The sequence below is a fragment of the Dankookia rubra genome, from assembly GCF_004355005.1.
In the GTDB taxonomy this organism is placed as follows: Bacteria; Pseudomonadota; Alphaproteobacteria; order Acetobacterales; family Acetobacteraceae; genus Paracraurococcus; species Paracraurococcus ruber_A.
Genome location: NZ_SMSJ01000002.1, coordinates 204,908 through 224,613, shown reverse-complemented (window position 1 = coordinate 224,613; position 19,706 = coordinate 204,908). Strand labels below are relative to the sequence as shown.

Annotated in this window: 9 protein-coding genes and 1 tRNA gene; 8 read left to right on the top strand and 2 right to left on the bottom strand. The window is 68.9% G+C overall.

What is annotated here, in order from left to right; genetic code table 11:
- The first annotated feature begins 92 nt into the window (after window positions 1-92).
- From E2C06_RS37330 to E2C06_RS02760, 6 genes are all read left to right on the top strand, one after another.
- On the top strand, window positions 93-638 hold the full coding sequence (locus E2C06_RS37330; RefSeq protein ID WP_165982175.1) for a hypothetical protein: 546 nt from the start codon (window positions 93-95) through the stop codon (window positions 636-638).
- A 111-nt stretch (window positions 639-749) separates the two neighbouring features.
- Window positions 750-1,970, top strand: coding sequence for an LL-diaminopimelate aminotransferase (locus tag E2C06_RS02780; protein ID WP_133287044.1), 1,221 nt, complete (start codon window positions 750-752; stop codon window positions 1,968-1,970).
- Complete coding sequence (locus E2C06_RS02775; protein WP_133287043.1) at window positions 1,967-3,259, top strand: homoserine dehydrogenase; 1,293 nt, start codon at window positions 1,967-1,969, stop codon at window positions 3,257-3,259. Before E2C06_RS02780 ends, E2C06_RS02775 begins: the two co-directional genes overlap by 4 nt.
- A 66-nt stretch (window positions 3,260-3,325) precedes the next feature.
- Entirely contained in the window at window positions 3,326-4,318 is a 993-nt protein-coding gene (glpX, locus tag E2C06_RS02770) for a class II fructose-bisphosphatase (RefSeq protein WP_133287042.1), read from the top strand.
- A gap of 31 nt (window positions 4,319-4,349) precedes the next feature.
- Window positions 4,350-6,143: a single-stranded-DNA-specific exonuclease RecJ gene (gene recJ, locus E2C06_RS02765; RefSeq protein WP_133287041.1), complete on the top strand. Its 1,794-nt coding sequence runs from the start codon at window positions 4,350-4,352 to the stop codon at window positions 6,141-6,143.
- A 35-nt stretch (window positions 6,144-6,178) separates the two neighbouring features.
- Window positions 6,179-6,254: transfer RNA gene (locus E2C06_RS02760), tRNA-Glu, on the top strand.
- Window positions 6,255-6,461: 207 nt separating this feature from the next.
- Here E2C06_RS02760 and E2C06_RS02755 read toward each other — a convergent pair.
- Window positions 6,462-15,893 (bottom strand): SdrD B-like domain-containing protein, encoded by a 9,432-nt coding sequence (locus E2C06_RS02755; protein ID WP_133287040.1) that lies wholly within the window; start codon window positions 15,891-15,893, stop codon window positions 6,462-6,464.
- Between the two features lie 185 nt (window positions 15,894-16,078).
- Window positions 16,079-16,351 carry a hypothetical protein gene (locus E2C06_RS02750; RefSeq protein ID WP_133287039.1) on the bottom strand — a complete coding sequence of 91 codons (273 nt, stop codon included), beginning with the start codon at window positions 16,349-16,351 and terminating at the stop codon, window positions 16,079-16,081.
- 153 nt (window positions 16,352-16,504) lie between these two features.
- Here E2C06_RS02750 and E2C06_RS02745 point away from each other — a divergent pair, with 153 nt between their 5' ends.
- Both E2C06_RS02745 and E2C06_RS02740 read left to right on the top strand, forming a co-directional pair.
- Window positions 16,505-16,717, top strand: coding sequence for a hypothetical protein (locus tag E2C06_RS02745; RefSeq protein ID WP_206664405.1), 213 nt, complete (start codon window positions 16,505-16,507; stop codon window positions 16,715-16,717).
- Between the two features lie 12 nt (window positions 16,718-16,729).
- Window positions 16,730-19,684, top strand: coding sequence for a formate dehydrogenase subunit alpha (locus E2C06_RS02740; protein ID WP_133287038.1), 2,955 nt, complete (start codon window positions 16,730-16,732; stop codon window positions 19,682-19,684).
- Window positions 19,685-19,706: the final 22 nt, after the last annotated feature.

The following is a 19,706-nucleotide window of genomic DNA, read 5'->3' as shown; positions in this document are numbered from 1 at the left end:
TGCGCGGCCGGAAAGTGGGTCGGCTCCGCCACGCATTCCCGCCACGACGGTTTTGCCCTAACCTGCTGCGCGGGTTGCGAGGCGCGGGCAAGATGCGGGACGGGCGGCGCGGGTTCCAGGCGGGGCGTTCGGCGGCGGGTCTGCTGGTCGGCCTGCTCGCTGCGGGCTGCTCGGTGCCTGACGAGGTGAACCCCGTCGTCATCTACGACCGGATCTCTGGCAAGGCCGATGCCAACCGCCCGGTGCCACCCGGCATGGACCACCCTTTCCCGAGCCTGGCCAGCATTCCGCCGCGGCCGGAACGGCCCTCCCCGGAGTTCCGCCAAGCGGTGACCGAGGGCCTGGCCCAGGACCGCGCCCGATCGCGCGACCCGCTGGTCCTGCGCAGCGTGACGGTGCCAGGCGCGCCGGGCGGGGCCAACGCCGGGAACCCGACCATGCCCGCCGCGCCGCCGGGCCGTGCCGCCCTGGCCGCGGCGCCGACGATTCCCTGGACCGAGGCGCCGCCGCGCCCGCGCGTCCTGCAGGAGGGGACCGCCGTCCCCGCCGCGCCGTCGCCCGCCCTGCCGGAGATGCCGGCCGAGGCGCCCGCGGCGCCGCCGCCGGACCTGCTCGGCCCGCCGCCGCTGCCTCGCTAGCGCGGTTTTTCGCGGCAAGGGCAGCGGGGCGCTGACTTTGCCGGGCGATCGGCTCTATACCGGCGGGCCGCGCCGCAAGACGGCGTGGGCCCACCGCACGGACCCAAGTCGATGACCGAGGAATTCCACCGCATCCGCCGCCTGCCGCCCTACGTGTTCGCCGAGGTGAACGCGGCCAAGGCAAAGGCACGGGCAGCGGCAGAGGACATCGTCGACCTGGGCATGGGCAACCCGGACAGCCCGACGCCTCCGCACATCGTCGCCAAGCTGATCGAGGCGGTGCAGGACCCGCGCACCCACCGCTATTCCATGAGCAAGGGCATCCCCGGCCTGCGGAAGGCGCTGGCCGGCTACTACGACCGCCGCTTCGGGGTAAAATTGAATGCGGAAACCGAGGTCGTGGCGACGCTGGGCTCGAAGGAGGGGCTGGCCAACCTGGCCCAGGCCATCTCCTCCCCCGGCGATACCATCCTGGTACCCAACCCGTCCTACCCGATCCACCAGTTCGGCTTCATCATCGCCGGCGCCACCGCGCGCAGCCTGCCCTGCACGCCGGATGACGAGATGCTGCAGGCGATCGACCGGGCGGTGCGGCATTCGGTGCCGAAGCCGACCGCGGTGATCGTCAACTTCCCCTCGAACCCGACCGCGCATCTGGCATCGATCGAGTTCTACCGGGAACTGGTCGCGCTCTGCCGCCGGCACGAGCTCTTCATTTTGTCGGACCTCGCCTATGCCGAGCTTTATTTCGGCGCCACGCCGCCGCCCTCCGTCCTGCAGGTCGAGGGTGCCCGGGACGTGACGGTCGAGTTTACCTCGCTCTCCAAGACCTACAACATGCCGGGCTGGCGCATGGGCTTCGCCGCCGGCAATGAACGCCTGATCGGCGCTCTGACCCGGGTGAAGTCCTATCTCGACTACGGCGCCTTCGCGCCGATTCAGATCGCCGCCGCCGCGGCGCTGAACGGGCCGCAGGATTCGGTCGCCGAGATGCGGGTGCTCTACAAGGAACGCCGCGACCTGCTGGTGAAGGGGCTGCATGCCGCCGGCTGGAACGTGCCCTCGCCGGAGGGCTCGATGTTCATCTGGGCGCCGGTGCCGGAGAAGTTCCGCCATCTCGGCAGCGTCGAGTTCAGCAAGCTGCTGCTGGCTCGGGCCAAGGTGGCGGTCGCCCCGGGCCTCGGCTTCGGTGAGCATGGCGACGGCCATGTCCGGATCGCGCTGGTCGAGAACAACCACCGCATCCGTCAGGCGCTGCGCGGAATCCGCGGCTTCCTCGCCGGCGACAACCTCGGCCCGGCCGAGCCGGAGAAGGAGGTCGTCTCCGCATGAGCAAGCCACTCTCGATCGCGGTTGCCGGCCTCGGCACCGTCGGTGGCGGCCTGCTGAAGCTGCTGTCGGACAATGCGGAGGTCGTCGCCGCCCGGGCTGGACGTCCGATCACGGTGGGCGCCGTCTCCGCCCGCGACCGCAACCGTGACCGCGGCCTGCCGCTCTCCAGCCTGCGCTGGTACGACGACCCGGTGGCACTCGCCGCCGATCCCGGCACAGACGTGGTGGTCGAGGCGATCGGCGGCAGCGAGGGCCCGGCCCGTGCCCTGGTCGAGGCCGCGCTCCGCGCCGGCAAGCCCGTCGTCACCGCCAACAAGGCGCTGCTCGCGGTGCATGGTGCGCAGATCGCCGAGCTGGCCGAGGCGCGCGGCGTGCCGCTGGCCTTCGAAGCGGCAGTCGCCGGCGGTATCCCGGCGATCAAGGCGCTGCGCGAGGGCTTGGCGGCCAACCGCATCTCCCGCGTTGCCGGCATCCTGAACGGGACCTGCAACTACATCCTGACCGTGATGCGGGAGGAGAAGCGGGAATTCGCCGAGGTGCTCGCTGCCGCCCAGGCGCTCGGCTATGCCGAGGCCGATCCGGCCTTCGACATCGACGGCGTGGATGCGGCGCACAAGCTGGCGATCCTGGCGGCGCTTGCCTTCGGCCGGCCGGTGGATTTCTCGGCCGTGCATGTCGAAGGCATCCGCGAGGTCAGCGCGCTCGACATCGCCCTTGCCGGCGAGCTCGGCTACCGGATCAAGCTGCTGGGCCTGGCGGCGCGGACCCCGTCCGGAATCTCGGCCCGGGTGCATCCCTGCATGGTGCCGGTCGGGGCGCCGATTGCGCGCGTCGACGGCGTCTACAACGCGGTGGTGGCCGAGGGCGACCAGTGCGGCCGGATCATGCTGGAAGGCCGCGGCGCCGGGGCGGGGCCGACCGCCAGTGCGGTCGCCGCCGACCTGATCGACCTGGCGCGCGGCCGGGTGACGCCGGTCTGGGGCGCCGCTGCCGGGGCGCTCGACGCCGCGCCGGCGGTGCCGATGGAACGCCATGTCGGCGCCTACTACCTCAGGCTGATGGTGCTCGACCGTCCCGGCGTGATCGCCGACGTCACCGGCATCCTCCGCGACCATGCCATCAGCATGGAGGCCATGCTGCAGCGCGGCAGGGCGCCGGGCGAGGTGGTGCCGGTGGTGCTGACCACGCATGACTGCGAGGAGGCCTCGATGCGCGCCGCCCTGGCCCGGATCTCGGCGCTCGACTCGGTGCTGGAGCGGCCGGCACTGATCCGGATCGAGCCGCTCTGAAGGCCGGGCCGCTTCCGGCGGGCGGCGCATAAGTGTAGGGTCCAGCCCAAGGATACGGAGGCTCACATGGCGGAGTATGACGCGTCGACGCTGCTGGTCGATCGCAACCTGGCGCTTGAACTGGTCCGGGTGACCGAGGCCGCGGCGCTGGCCGCCTCGCGCTGGATCGGCCGCGGCGACAAGAACAGCGCCGACGGCGCCGCCGTCGATGCCATGCGGAAGGCCTTCGACACCGTCGCGATCAGCGGCACCGTGGTGATCGGCGAGGGCGAGATGGACGAGGCGCCGATGCTCTACATCGGCGAGAAGATCGGCCTTGGCGGGCCGGAGGTCGACATCGCCGTCGACCCGCTGGAGGGCACCTCCATCACCGCCAAGGGCGGGCCGAACGCGATCGCCACCGTGGCGCTCGCCGAGCGCGGCGGATTCCTGCACGCGCCCGACATCTACATGGACAAGATCGCGATCGGCCCCGGCCTGCCGGAAGGCGTCGTCCACCTGGACGCCAAGCCGGAGGAGAACCTGCGCGAACTGGCCCGGGCCAAGAAATGCGATATCGGCGACCTGATGGTCTGCACCCTCGACCGTGACCGCCACAAGGAGATGATCGCTGCGTGCCGCAAGGCCGGGGCGCGCATCATGCTGCTCGGCGACGGCGACGTGGCGGGCGTGATCGCCGTGTCCCAGGCCGGTACCGGCGTCGACATCTACATGGGCTCGGGCGGCGCGCCGGAGGGCGTGTTGGCGGCGGCCGCGCTGCGCTGCATCGGCGGCCAGATGCAGGGCCGGCTGATGTTCGAGGACGAGGATCAGGTCACCCGGGCGCGCGAGATGGGCGTGACCGACCCGAAGCGGATCTACAGCATCTACGAGATGGCGCGGGGCAACGTGATGTTCGCCGCGACCGGCGTGACCGGGGGGCCGATGCTGCACGGCGTGCGGCGGACGGTCGGCGGGGCGACGACGCATTCCATCGTCATGCGCAGCAAGTCAGGCACCGTCCGCTACGTCGAGGGACACCACAACTTCTCCCGCAAGCCCGCGGCCTTCATCGCCTGACCGGGGCGGGGGGGGGGGGGGAGCAGCCCTGATGGATGCCGGACCGCTGCCGGAAGCCGTGCTCGGCGTCGGCCGCAGCGTGACCGGCCGGCGCTGGGTCTGGCGCGAGGCCGATGCGCGCACCGCCATGGCAATCGCCCAGCGGGCCGAACTGCCCGAGCTGGTCGGCCGGCTGCTGGCAGCGCGCGGCGTCGGGATCGATGCCGTCACCGATTTCCTCGAGCCGACCCTTCGCGCGTTGCTGCCCGACCCCTCCGTGCTGCGCGACATGGACGTCGCCGCGGTGCGGCTGGCGAGCGCGGTGCGCGAGGGCGAGACCGTCGCGGTCTTCGGCGACTACGACGTGGACGGCGCCTGTTCCGGCGCGCTGATGGTGCGGGCGCTGCGCCAGCTCGGCTGCACCGTCTCGCATTATGTCCCGCACCGCCTGACCGAAGGCTATGGCCCGAATGCCAATGCTATCCGCACCCTCTGCGAGCGCGGCGCGACGCTGATCGTCTGTGTCGATTGCGGCATCGCCGCGCATGAGGCGCTGGAGGCGGCGCGCGGCCTGGCCGACGTCATCGTGCTCGATCACCACAAGGCGGAAGGCGCGGTGCCGCAGGTGACGGCCGCGGTGAATCCCAACCGGCTGGACTGCAATTCGGGCCTGCGGCACCTGTGTGCCGCGGCGGTCGCCTTTATGGCCTGCGTCGCGTTGCACCGGGTGCTGCGGCGGGAAGGGGTTTTCCGGCGCCGGGCGGAGCCGCCGCTGCTCGAGCTGCTCGACCTGGTGGCGCTGGCCACCGTCTGCGACGTCATGCCGCTGACCGGCGTCAACCGCGCGCTGGTGGCGCAAGGGTTGAAGGTGATGGCGCGGCGCGGCCATGCCGGCGTCGCCGCGCTGCTCGATGTCGGCCTGGTGCGCGACCAGCCGACGGCGCATTCGCTCGGCTTCGTGCTGGGTCCGCGGATCAACGCGGCGGGGCGAATCGATGAGCCCGACCTCGGTCTGCGCCTGCTGCTCTGCGACGACCCGGTCGAGGCGCGGGCTATGGCGGAGCGGCTCGACGTGGTGAACCGCCGGCGGCAGGAGGTCGAGGCCGAGGTGCTCGGCGCCGCCTTCGCCGAGGCCGAGGCGCAGTACAATGCCGGCCATGCGGTCCTGCTGGTGAGCGGGGAGGGCTGGCATCCCGGCGTGGTCGGGATCGTTGCCGGCCGGGTGAAGGAGAAATTCAACCGACCGGCTTGCGTCGCCGGCATCGCGGCGGGGCTCGCAAAGGGCTCGGGCCGCTCGGTGCCCGGGCTCGATCTCGGCGCGGCGGTGATCGCGGCGCGACAGGCGGGGCTACTGGAATCGGGCGGTGGGCATGCCATGGCGGCCGGCTTCAGCTTCCGGATCGGCCGCCAGGCGGAGCTGCACGGCTTCCTCGAGGAGCGGCTGGCCCGGGCCGGCGACCTGCCGGGGGCTGCCGACTTGCTGGTGGAGGGGACGGTGATGGTCCCGGCCGCGACCAGTGCCCTGGCGCAGCAGGTGGAGCGCCTGGCGCCTTTCGGCGCCGGCAACGAGGAGCCGATCTTCGCATTGCCGCGCTCCCGCGTGGTCCGTGCCGACCGGGTGGGCAAGGAAGGCAATACCATCCGCGCCTTCATCGAGGGTGAATCGGGCGGCCGGTTGAAGGCGATCTGTTTCCGCGCCAAGGAAGGCCCGCTGGCCGAGGCGCTGCTGGCCCGCAGCGGCGTGCCCCTGCACCTCTGCGGCCAGCTGCGGGCGGAGCGCTGGAACGACGAGGTGAGCGCCTGCCTGTATGTCGTCGATGCCGCTCCCGTGCCTCCGGGCTATTGACCGCGGCGGCTGCGGCCCCTAATCCGCACCTCGTGGTCCCCATCGTCTAGAGGCCTAGGACACCGCCCTTTCACGGCGGCGACGCGGGTTCGAATCCCGCTGGGGACGCCATTCCTCCACATTCCGCGGTGAACCGTCCGGGCTGCCATACGGCCGAGGCCGCGGTCATGCGCACGGATCCACCGTTCCGCCACGCGAACGGCGCGGCGTCCATTGCTGGACGCCGCGCCGTTGCGGCCGAGGATTTCTCCGCCCAGCCGCGCGAGGCGGCGGAACCGCCAGGTGCGGCCTGCCGAACCGGGATATCAGGGGGCCGCGCTACACCAGGTGCCAAAGTGCGCCGGGATTGGCCACGAAGCCGCCGCCGACACCCTGCATCCCGTCCATCATCCATACCGAGATGGCACCGTTGTCATTGCGCCAAAGGATGTCGGCGCGATCGTCGCCGTTGAAGTCGTCGATGCCAGCGACCTTCCAGTCGCCGCCCGGATTGCCCAGCGTGCCGCCGCCGAGATACCTGCCGCCATCCAGGAGCCAGAGCGAGACGGCGCCGCCATCATGCCGCCAGAGGATGTCTGATTTCGTGTCGCCATTGAAATCGCCGGTGCCGACAATGTGCCAACTGGTGTCGATGCTGCCGAAGGACGCACCGCCGAGATAGCTGGTGCCGCCCATCCACCACTCGGACACCGCGCCGCTGCCATGCCGCCAGAGAAGGTCCGACTTCCCGTCGCCATTGAAGTCGCCGCTGCCGGCGACGAACCAGTCGTTCGCCACATTGGCGATGCTGCCGCCGCCGATGTAGTCGGCGCCGTCCATTAGCCATTCCGCGATGGTCCCGTCGGCTGCCCGCCAGAGGATGTCGGCGCGGCCGTCGCCGTTGAAGTCGCCGACGGCGTTGATCTTCCAGTCGGCGCCGGGATTCCACAGGGCGGTGGTGGACTTTGCCGCCAACCCGTCCATTAGCCAGAGCGAAAGACCGCCATCCGTGGCGTTGCGCCAGAGGATGTCGGCCCTGCCGTCGCCGTCGAAATCGCCGGTGCCGGCGATCTGCCAGGCATTGCCGGGATTGGCGAAGGTGCCGCCGCCGACGAAGGACTGGCCGTCCATGTGCCAGATCGCGGCGGAGCCGTCGGCAGCACGGAACAGGTAGTCGTTGTTGCCGTCGCCGTCGAAATCGCGCGTCGGCGCGACCGCCGCCTTGCCGGCCGCGATGGTGACGTCGCCGTCCGCGAAGCCGAGCGTCTCGACATCCCGCAGCAGGTCGGTCTTCACCACGGCGCCGCCTGACAGGTGCTGAACGGTCCAGCTGCCATCGGCATTCTTGACGACCGAGGCCTCCGACGTGGCGAAGCCATAGGCCACCCGGTCCGTCCCGCCGCCGCCATCGATCGCATTGTCGCCGTTGCCGCTGTAGAAGAGGTCGGCGCCGTTCTTGCCGATCATCGTGTTGCTGCCGTCGCCGCCGTCGAAGACATCGGCAGCGTTGCTGCCGATCAGCACGTCGTCGCCGCCATTGCCGCGAAAGGTGGTGCCGGTGGTGGCCACCGCGATATCGTCGCCCTCGGTGCCGTAGAACCGGTTCACGCCGGGGGCAAGCACCACGGGGGGAAGCGGTGCGATATGGCCCAAGGCGCCCGGCACGGCGGCCTCGAATGGGTGATAGGCAATCGAGCCGGGCTGGATCGGGCTGTTGAAGATCAGCGCCGCATCTTCGCCGAAATACAGCACGTCCATGCCGTTCAGCCGGCCGGTCGCGGTCGGGCCGGCATAGCCATAGACCTGCACCGTGTCGCCCTGTTCGGGATGCACGGCCTCGATCCACTGAACGCCGTCGCCCTTCTGGTAGATGAAGGTATCGGCTTGGTTGCCGCCCTTGATCAGGTCGCCGATGCGGAGCCCGGACAACTCGCCGGTAGCCGCATCGCGGTGGATGGTGCCATCGTTGGTGCCGCCAATCAGCGTACCGCTGCCGTGGATGTCCTCGTTGCCGCCGCCGCCGTAGATCAGGGCCAGGCTGTCGTTGCTCTCGAGCACGTCGCCGCTCGGACCGCCAAGCAGGATGTCGTAGCCGGCCAGCCAGGCCTTTGAGGTACCGAGTGCCTGCATGTTGTTCGGACCGCAACCGCCGACCATGATGTCGGGATCGGCGCTGCCCTCGAAGATGTTGCTGCCACGACCGCCGACCAGGATGGACCCACCATCCGGGCCGGAATGCAGCACGTTGTTGCCGGTGCCGCCGACGACGTATTGGCCTCCCACATTGCCGTTGGCGTTGAGGTTGCCGACCCCGGCGACGATGAAGTTGCCGGCAACGTTCAGGTTCACCACGCCGCCCTCCGGCAGCGCGATATACTGGGAAACATTCTTGACGTCGTAGGCCCCGCCGGTGACCACCAGCGGCGTGCCGTCGAGCAGCGAGCCGGTCCGGTAGGCGAGGATCCGGTCGAGCCCGGTCATGTTCTCGCCGCTGTGCAGGATTGCCGGTTCGGTCGCAGTGCCGCCGGCGGTGTAGCCGAGCTCCCCGGGCAGCACGTATTCCAGCGTGTAACGCGCCGGGGCGAGCTCAGCGAAGATGTAGCCGCCTGCGTGGTCGGTGACCGCCGACGCGACCTGCACGCCATGGTTATCGAGCAGCCGCACGGTGACACCGGCGAAGACCGCGCCGGGCAGCTTGAAGTCGCAGATGCCGGGCGGCAGCGCGAGGCTGATATGGCCGGCCAGCGAGCCCGGCCGGTAGAGCCCCGCATCCTGCGTCAGGTCGGCGCCGCCGCTGGTCAGGTCGAGCCCGCCGGTGCTGCCGTCAGGGCGGGCATTGCTGTCATGCGCCGCATCGCCGGCCACCTGTTGGGTAAAGCGCCAGCCGTGTGGGGCGGTGAAGCTGACGTGGTAGCGGCCGGGCGGCAGGTCGGTGAAGAGATAGGCACCGCCGACCGTCACCTGGGTGGCGGTGCTGCCGGTCACGTCGTCGACCAGCGTCACCCTCACACCGTCGAGGCTTGGCTCGTCGCTGCCCTGCAGCCCGTCGCCGTCCACATCCTCCCAGACCCGGCTGCCGATGGTGACGCGGCGATAGAGGCCGGCATCGACTCCGTCGTCGAAGCCGCCTGAGGCAAGGGTGTGGATGCCGCTGATGCCGGTTCCCTGGTCGGCGTCGCTGTCGAGTGCCGCGGCGGCCTGGCCGGGGCGGGTGAAGCTCAGCCCCGCTGGGGCGGTGAAGGCCACGCGATAGTCGCCCGGAACCAGGCCGGTAAAGTCATAGCTCCCATCGGCCAGCGTCGTCGTTTGCAGCCCGGTTGGGGTGCCGTCGGCATGCAGCAGGCGGACGGCAACGTCGGCGATGCCGGGCTCTCCGGCATCCTGGCGACCATTGCCATTGGCGTCTAGCCAGACGCGGTCGCCGATGGTCACTGTCCGCCAGGCGCCGATGTCGATGGTTCGGTCGTTCTGGCCGGAGGTGAGGGTGATTTTGCCGGTGCTGGCGGAGGGCACGCCGCCGCTGGTCAGCGCGTCGCTGTCGGCGGTGCCGTCCCCGGCGCCCGACCTCGTCAGCAGATAGCCGGCCGGTGCGGTGACGGTGGCGTAGTAGTCGCCAGGCCGCAGGCCGGTGAAGCCATAGCCACCGCCTGTCGCCGTGGTCTGGGTGGTGCCGACCTGTGTGGTGGTGCCCCAGGTAAAGAGCTTGACGGTGACGCCAGCCAGCCCCGCTTCGCCGGCGTCCTGCAGGCCGTTGCCATTGGTGTCGACCCACGCCTTGTCGCCAAACGAGGCTGGGAGGTAGAAGCCGGCATCGATCGTGCCGTCGCTGGCGCCCGAGGCGTAGGTCTTGCCGACGGTGATGCCGGTCCCGGTATTCGGGTCGCTGTCGGTCGCGGTGGCGCCGCTGGTAGTACCGGTGATGACCCAGGCGGAGCCGGCCGGCCTGGTGAACTGCACGGCATATTTGCCGGGCGCCAAGCCGGAGAAGCTGTAGAGGCCATCGGCGCCGGTGACGACCGATCTGCCGGCGATTGGCAGATTAAGGCTGTCGAGCAGTTGCACCGTGATGCCGGCCAAAGGCTTGTCGCCGGCATCCTGCAGCTTGTTGCCGTTCACGTCCTCGAAGACATGGTCGCCGATGGTAATCGGCAGATAGAGGCCTGCATCGACGCTGGTCAGATTGGCGCCGTTCGTCAGCGTGTAAGTGCCGGTCTTGCCGCCGGACGGGTTGGCGTCGCTGTCCTTCGCATCGTCCGTGCCGGCATCAGCGGGGGAGAACAGGTAGGCCGAGGTCGTCCCGGACGGCACGAATTGCAGCTTGTACTGGCCGGGGACTAGGCTGCTGAAGGCATAGCTGCCGGCCACGCCGCCGATGGTCGCGGTGACCGTGGTCTGCAGCACCGCATCGGAGGTCGGATCGAGCAGCTTGACGATCAGGCCGTTAACCCCGCTCTCACCCGAGTCCTGAATGCCGTTGCCATTCTTGTCAATGAAGGCCAGGTCACCGATGCGAGCGGCGACGGTGGTGATCGTCTTCGTGCTGGCCAGATCCGGCTGCGCGGTGCCGAGCATGACGCCGTAACCGTTGAGCGGCACGCTGGAGGAGAGCAGGCCGGTATTGGTCAGCGCCGTGCCCGCTGCGGCGCCGGCGGGCACCTGCGCCACGACCTGGACAATGACCTGGTCCCGGGCATCGGTGACGTTCTCGCCGGCATTGACGACATCGCCGAAGTCGAAGGTGACCTTTCGTGTCGTGGCATTCCAGGTGCCGTTGGCCTGCGCCGCCGCGGTGATGTTGCTGCCGATCGAAGCCAGAGAGGCGGAGACGAAAGTGAGCCCGGCCGGCAGCAGGTCTGTCAGCACCAGGTGCTGAGCCCCCTCGGCCAGCGTGGCCGTGATGGTGTAGGTGAAGGTCTCGCCGGCCGCGGCATTGCTGCCGGTGGTATAGGTGTTGCTGCCGGCATCGACTGTCTTGGCGATCGTATTGCCGAGGGCGACGGTCACCGTTGCCGGGTCGCTCGCGGTGAAGCTGCGGCCCGGGCTCGGCGCCTGCGTCGCGCTGGCGGTCTGCCAATCGAGCAGCGCGGTATTGGTGATGACCTGCCCATTGACGACGTTGTCGAGCAGCTTGGCCTGGTAGCTGAAGGTGATCGGCGCACTGCCGAGCGCGAAGGTGTCCTGGTGGAGGCGGATCGCGCCACCGGCAATGCTCAGGCCGGCGAGCGTGCTGTGGCTGCCGGCCACATAGGCCTCGGCCCCCGGCAGCAGGTCCGAGAGGTCGAGGTCGTAGGCATCGGCCGAGCTGGAAGCGGCATGCCGGATGGTGACCGTATAGGTGGCGATGTCGCCGGCATTGCCGGTGGCAATGTCGACCGATTTGTCGAGGAGCAGGCTCGGCTCTACGAAGTCGACCGTCGCCGTCCTGGTCGTCGACCTGCCGAGGTCGGTTTCCGCATAGGCGCTGTTCACCAGCCGGTCGCCGGCCTGGTTGGCGGTGACATCGGCCGCCACGGCCCTCAACTCGACGACGATGTCGTCGCCGCCGGCCGCGGTCAGGTGCGGGTCGTTGTAGATTGTGCCGAAATCGAAGCGGATCTGGTCCGCATGGCCGTTCGGCGTGCCGGTATCTGTCGCGGTGATGGTGGGCGCCGCGAGGAGGCTGCCGCCGCTGAGGTTGCTGCCGACCGAAACGAGCCTGGCCGAGCGCGCCACGTAGCTCAGCAGCCCGCCGCCGGTGCCGGTGGCGAGACTATCGGCGAGCAGGTCGGTGATGTGGAGATTCCGGCTTGTTCCTTCCGGCAGGGTGATGGTGATCCGGTAGGTGATCTCCTCGTTCACCTTGACGTCGGCGTCAGCGGCGCTGCTGCCCTGTGCCGTCCCGGTATCGGCATAGCTGGTCAGCCAGACCGACTTGGTGATGCTGGGGCCGTTGACCCTGAAGGCCGCGTCGTCCGACAGGACGTAGACATGCTCCTGCGGGTCGGTGCCGGGCAGGGTGCTGGCGGTGGCGGTGTTGGTGATGGTGGTGCCGGACGGCACGGTGTCGCTGATCTGCGCCTTGAAAGTGAAGCGAAGGAACTGGCCAGGGTCGAGCTGGGCCGCGGTCACCTGCAACGCGGTGGCGCCGGCGGCATTGCCCTGCACCACCGAAGCGGCCGCGCTGCCCGCGGCGAAGCTGACGGAATCGGCTATGACGCTGGCATTGATGCCGAGGTCGTGCAGCAGGTTGTCGTCGATCGAGATATCAAAGGCTGCGGCGTCGTAGCCCTGCGCCTGGTTCCTGAGCTCGATCGTGTAGGTGACGATGTCGGCGGCGTCGCCGGTTGCCTGGCTGATGTCCTTGGCAAGGATGAGGTGCGGCTTCACCGCATCGACATCCGCCGTGGCGCTGACGCTGCGACGGTCAGCCGGGTCGCTGCCGGCCTGGAAGCTGAGAGTGGCGGTATTGGTCAGCACCTGACCGTCCAGCGCGCGATTGGCCGCCGTGTCGGTCAGCCGAGCCACCACCTGCACGGTGATCAGGTCATTGCCGTCCACCAGGTTGTCGGGCGCATTGGCGACGGTGCCGAAGTCAAAGCTCAACGTGTCTGCCACGCCGTCGCCGTCGCGGTCGCTCAGCACCGCCGCCTTGCCTGACGCGAATTGCGACCCGCCCGACAGGCTGGCACCGATGCTGGTCAGCGTTGCGGAGATGGCCTGCAACTGGCCATTTACGTTCGGCAGCAAGTCCTGCAGCTGCAGCGCGGTGGCCGTGCCTTCCGGCAAGCGGACGGTAAGAGTGTAGGTGACCGTCTCGCCGATCGCCAAGTCGGTGAGCGCAGCATGGCCCTGCGCAGTGCCGGTGACGCCGAGGCTGCTGCCGCTGACCAGCTTGGTGATCGCAGGGAGATTGGCGATGGACGCATCGTCGCTGGTCGGCAGGATGTCGCTCGGCACCCGGTCGATGCCGCCTTCCTCGGCGGCATAATGCGCAATCTCGGCGGTGTTGCGAAGCGGCACCGCAGCCAAGGGCAGCGTACTCGCGAGCCTCAGGTCGTAGGTGATGACGGCAATGTTGGCGCCGCTCGCCGCATCGTAGCTGCCGATCGCGCCGTTGCCGCCTGCGGGGTCGATCAGCTCGATCCCGCCGGCGGCGTCGAACAGCCCGCCGCCGATCTCCTTCCAGGCGAGCGGCTTGCCGGCGCCGTCGGTGACCTGCAGGTTGATGCCTTCGGCGCCGGAGCCGGTGCCGACATAGCCGGTCGGCAGGATGTCGCGGATCAGCGTGTCGAAGGCACCGCGCCAGCCCTGGCCCTTGTTCTCGATCACGATGGCGAAGGAGACGGTGTCGCCGGCATCGGCATTGCCGAGGTCGGCATCGATCGGCTTGGCCGAGAGCAAGTCGCTGCTGATGGTCCCGGCGAAGCGCGGCCCGGCGCTGCCCGGGGCTGTGAAGGCGAGCGGTCCGGTTGCCTCGTCCGATGTCGTGGTATTGAGGAAGATCGAGGCCGGATTGTCGCTGCCGATCACTCCCTTGGTGATCTTCAGGATCGGCTCGCCGAGAACGAACTGGATAATCGCGTTGCTGGCGGAGACCTCGTCGAAGGAGTTGGTCTCGCGCGAGGTGACCTGGTTGGTCAGCAGCAGCCCGTCGCCGAAGGGCAGATCGTTCACCCGCAGCGTCATCAGCAGATCGAGCTTCGTCTGCTGATAGGTCGGATCGGCGACGTCGCCGAAATCGAGCGTCAGGCTGTTGCCGGCGACGTCGAAGGAAAGCTTCGGGGTTTGCCCCGGCAGGGTCAGGTGAAAGGTGTCGGCGGGGCCGAACTTCACCACGCCTGCGGCCGGCGATCCGGCATCGGCGAGGTTGACGAAGCTGAAGGCCGCGGGCGTCGCCGGGTCCGCATCGGCATCGGCCGCGTGCAGGACCGGAAGCGGCAGGAAATCCGCCAGCGTGACCTTATGCGCCGAGGTCAGCGGCATATCGAGGCCGATGCGGAAGGTGATCAGGTCGCCCGCCTGGGTATGCGCCGGCGCATCGAGGCCGGTGGTGCCCTTCGCGGTGTTGCCATTGATGGCGTAGATCGCCTTCGAGACGGTGCTGACCGGCAGGGTGACATGGGCGTCGCTGTCGTCCTCCGGCACCCTGCCGGTCAGGTAGACGGCGCCGTCGTAGAGCACGTCGTTGCGGACCGGGTCGCCCTGGTCGACCCGTTTGTCGCCGGGAACGGTCCCGGTCCAGCCGGCATCGAGCGTGGTGTGGTAGGCGATGGTGATGGAGGCGGGCTGGTAGGCGGTGGCGTGCGGCACGGCGCCGAGTTCGCCGCCGTTGCCGTCCAGCACCGCGTCCAGCCCGGCCTGCAGCATGGTTCCGGAGATGTCGAAGACCAGCGGCGTCTTGCCCGCGGCGGTCTTCGCCGCTGCCCCGGCCCCGCCGACACCGACGGAATAGAGCACCGCACCGCTGTAGACGAGCCTGCCACCCTCATGGATCGAGATGGTCGGCACTTGCGCAGCATCGAAGGTCTGGCCATCGCCGAGGGTGTCGTTGACGACTAGGTCCTTCATCTCGAAGTAGTTCGAGACCTGGCCGTTCAGCGTGTATTGCAGGTCGCCGCCGGGCTGCCAGTCCGCCACGCCATTATGGTCGGCATCGCCGCCGACCAGGGCTACGCCCTTCTGGATGGCGATCGACTTGGCGGTGACAACATCCTCCGCCCCGGCCGGGTCGATGTCGATCCTGATGCTCGGACTGGTGCCCTGCGGCTGGCCGAGATCGGCTCGGTCGCGGGTGTCGATCGGGATCCAGTCCACCTGCAGCCGCGCATTGTCCTGCAAGGAACGGAAGGCGCCAGTTCCGGGGTCGAGCACCGGCGTATTCGGCCGCAGCGCGGTATTGCCGAGGAACTCAGTGACGTACCAGTCCATCTTCAACATCGGCTTGACCGCGCCGGCCAGGATGGTGCCCTGGAAGGCGCCGGTGACGGTCTGGGAGCCGTCGGCGTTCTGCACCACCTCGACGGTGCCGGGCAGGGCGTGCCCGGTCAGCCCGTCGATCAGTTGCGGCGTCCTGGTCAGCACCACGCCGTCGGGCAGGACGTCGGTCAGCGTCAGGTTGTCGAAGCTCTGGCCGTTGGCGAGTTCCGCCCAGGCCACCCAGGTGCGTGGATAGGAAGGACCGGTCGCGGTTTCCTGCTCCGGGCCCCAGTAGTCGACATGCAGGGTGGCGACGATGGGGTTGATCGCCAGCGTCGCGGCATCGCCGGCGGTGACGGGGTCGCCCGCCGGATTGTTGAACTCGTCGGCGCCATAGGCGAAGCCGCCGGTGGCGATGACCTGCAGCGGCTGGCCGAGATCCGCCAGGTCGGAGAGGCCGAGGGTAAGTTGGATATCGGCCGCGGTCTGGCTGGCGGTGAAGCTGCCGAAGGGCAGCTTGAGCACGACGAGTTGGTCGCCCGGTGTCCCGTGAATGACCAGCGGGTTGCCCTGAGCATCGAGGGCAAAGGGGTGCAGCGCCGAGCCGGCCGCATCGAACTCGACAAGGATGGCGGCAAGCGGGACGCCAAGATGCAGCGCCTGGATGAAACTCAGGCCGTCGTTGGTCGGGGTGTCGCCGGGGCCGCCGCCGTCGATGCCATCATGGGGCAGGATGAGATCGATATAGGGTGCATAGCCCACATCGGCTGGGTCGGTCGGCTGGTTGTCGAACCGTAGTGTGTAGGTCGCGGTATTGCCGAGAAAGACATCGGTGGAACTGACATTCGAGAACGAGACGAGGGGGCGCGGCGCCATGCCCTGGCACCCCTGAATGCGCGCCGGAGTTGATAATCATGTGCAAAGGCACGCCAAAAAGCTTATGTATGAACCGGCATCTTCATTCAACTTAAGATTGATATAATCTCAAGAAAGATTAGAGCTGCCTGGCCAGGCGGCAGGCGGCCGAGGAACCTGGTGTTCCGATAGGCTGGGCGGACTGCCTATTGCTTGTCGGGCGGGTTGGCTTGGCCCGCCGGCGGCAGCGGCAGGCTGGACGTGGTGCCGGGCGCGGTACTGGCCGCGCCGCCGCCCGGATCCTCCTTCGGCCGCCCGTCGCCCAGCGTGCCGGGTACCGGCGCCGGCGGCTGCGCCGGCGGGGCGCCCTGCGGGATCGGCCGGGTCACGCCTTGGCCGGGCGCGGTACCCTGCGCCGCGGCAGCGATCGGGACGGCAAGCAGCAGCAGGCCGAAAGCGAGTCGGGCGGGCGCCGGCATGGGTTCGGTATCCTGAGGGTTTGGGCGTCGCCGCAACGCCCCGCTGCAGGGACCGGTTGCCCGGCCGAAAAACCCCTCCGACTCCACCCCTTGGCGTGGCATCCCGCTGCCGCCTCGCGCGTTGCCGGCTGGATTCCGGTGGGAGACCTGGCGATGCGGGACGGATCTGACGGCATGGCGCAGGCGCGCCGGCGGTTTCTGGGTGGCCTCGGGCTGGCGGCGGTCGCGGCGCCGGCCGCTGCCTTCGAGGCGGATGGCAGCACCGGGGGCCTGCCGCCGCGGAAGGAAACCGAGGCTGAGAAGCGTGCCCCCCGCTACCGCGAAACCGACCATGTGCGGGTCTTTTACCGCACCAACCGTTACTGAGGGCCGCGCGCTATGCTGATCCGGCGCAGCGAGGCAGAGGCCGGCCGGCGTCGGTTATCCGAAGCCTACCGAGGGCTTTCGGGCAGTGGCGCCGACCGCCGTAGCTTTCTGAAGCAGGCCGGGCTGGGCGGGGCGGGGCTGGCGGCGCTCGGCGCCTTGCCGCCGCGGCTGGCCAAGGCGCAGGCGATGGCCGGGGCGGAGGGCCGCAGCGTGCCGCCGCGCCGCATCAAGAATGTCTGCACCCATTGCTCGGTCGGCTGCTCCGTCATCGCCGAGGTGCAGAACGGCGTTTGGACCGGGCAGGAGCCGGCCTTCGAGTCGCCGATCAACCGCGGCACGCACTGCGCCAAGGGCGCCAGCGTGCGCGAACTGGTGCATGGCGGCCGGCGGCTGAAATACCCGATGAAGCTGGTCAGCGGGGAGTGGCAGCGGCTCTCCTGGGACCAAGCGATGGCAGAGATCAGCCAGAAGCTGCTCGAGATCCGCCAGCGCTCGACGCCCGAGGCGGTGTTCTGGCTGGGCAGCGCCAAATTCACCAACGAAGCCGCGTACCTTTTTCGCAAATTCGGCGCCTTCTGGGGCACCAACAACACCGACCACCAGGCCCGCATCTGCCACAGCACCACCGTTGCCGGCGTCGCCAACACCTTCGGCTATGGCGCCCAGACCAACAGCTACAACGACATCCGCAATTCCAAGACGATGATCGTCATGGGCGGCAACCCGGCGGAATCCCATCCCATTGCCGTGCAGCATCTGCTTGCAGGACGGGAGCTGAACCGTTCCAACTTCTTCGTCGTCGACCCGCGCTTCACCCGCACCGCGGCGCACGCGACCGATTACGTCCGCATCCGCCCGGGCACCGACATCCCGATCATCTGGGGGATGCTTTGGCACATCTTCCAGAATGGCTGGGAGGACAAGGAGTTCATCGCCCAGCGGGTCTACGGCATGGACGAGATCCGCCGGGAGGTGACCAAGTGGACCCCGCAGGAGGTCGAGCGCGTCGCCGGAGTGCCCGAGGCGCAGCTGAAGCGCATGGCGCAGGTCTTCGCCACGCAGAAGCCGGCGACGCTGATCTGGTGCATGGGCGCGACGCAGAAGACCGTCGGCACCGCAAATGTCCGCGCCTTCAGCATCCTCTGCATGGCGACAGGCAATGTCGGCAGCGCCGGGACCGGCTGCAACATCTTCCGCGGCCATACCAACGTGCAGGGCGCGACGGATATGGGCCTCGATATCTCGACCTTGCCGGCCTATTACGGGCTGGACGAGGCCGCCTGGCGGCACTGGTGCCGGGTCTGGCAGGTCGACTACGAGTGGATGCAATCCCGCTTCGTCAGCAAGAAGTTCATGGAAACGCCGGGCATCCCGAGCACCCGCTGGTTCGACAGCGTGGTCCTGCCGCGCGACCAGGTGGACCAGCCGTCCAACTGTAAGGCCATCTTCGTGATGGGCCATGGCGGCAATACCGTGACCCGCATGCCGGAAGCGGTGAAGGCCATGGAGCAGCTCGAGCTCATGGTGGTCTGCGACCCGCACCCGACCACCTACGCGCAGATCTCCAACCGGCGCGACGGCACCTACCTGCTGCCGATCTGCACCAGCTTCGAGACAGTCGGCAGCCGCACCGCCTCGAACCGCTCGTTGCAATGGGGCGAGCAGGTGGTGAAGCCGATCTTCGAAAGCCGCAACGACTACGACGTGATGTACGACCTGGCGAAGCGCCTCGGCTTCGCCGACGAGATGTTCAAGAACATCAAGGTCAGTGACGGTGTGGTGGTCGTCGAGGACATCCTGCGCGAGATCAACCGCGGCACCTGGGCGCTTGGCTATACCGGCCAGTCGCCGGAACGCCTGCGGCACCACATGCAGAACCAGCAGTATTTCGACATCACTACGCTGCGCGGCGCCAAGGGGTCGCCGGTGGAGGGCGAGGTTTACGGCCTGCCCTGGCCCTGCTGGGGAACGCCGGAGATGAAGCACCCGGGGACGCACATTCTCTACGACACCTCGTTGCACGTGAAGGAGGGCGGCGGCACCTTCCGTGCCCGCTTCGGGGTGGAGCGGAACGGGGAGACTCTGCTGGCCGAGGGCAGCTGGTCCAAGGGCTCGGAGATCGAGGGCGGTTATCCCGAGTTCACCGTCGCCGTGCTCAAGCGGCTCGGCTGGTTCGACGAGCTGACAGCGCATGAGAAGGAGAGCATCGCACGCGTCGGCGGGGAGAACATCGATCGCGTCTCCTGGTCGACCGACCTCTCGGCCGGCATCATCCGGGTGGCGATGGACCATGGCTGCCTTCCCTACGGCAATGCCAAGGCCCGCGCCGTCGCCTGGAACCTGCCCGATCCGGTGCCGATGCACCGCGAGCCGATCTATACCCCGCGCACCGACCTGATTCCGACGCCCGACCAGGCCGCGGTGATGGCGGCCGACCCGAAGGCGCCGGCGCCGACCGGGACCTACCCGACTCTGCGCGACCGCCGCGGCTTCCGGGTGCCGCATCTCGGCTTGTCCGTGCAGATGCGCTCGCATGGCGTGGCACGCGACTTCCCGATCATCCTCACCTCGGGGCGGCTGGTCGAGTATGAGGGCGGCGGCGAGGAGACCCGGTCCAACCCCTGGCTCGCCGAGCTGCAGCAGGACATGTTCATCGAGATCAACCCGGCCGATGCCTCGGCGCGCGGTATCACCAATGCCCAGTATGTCTGGGTGCTTGGCCCGGAAAGCAACAGCCGGATCAAGGTGAAGGCGATGATCACCGACCGGGTGGGGAAGGGCGTCGCCTTCATGCCCTACCATTTCGGCGGCTGGTGGCAGGGCGAGGACCGGCGGAGCTTTTACCCACCCGGCACCGACCCGATCGTGCTTGGCGAGAGCGCCAACACCGTGACCACCTACGGCTACGATCCCGTGACCTTCATGCAGGAAACCAAGGTCACGCTTTGCCAGATCAGGAGCGCCTGAGCATGGCCGCGACCGGGCAGCG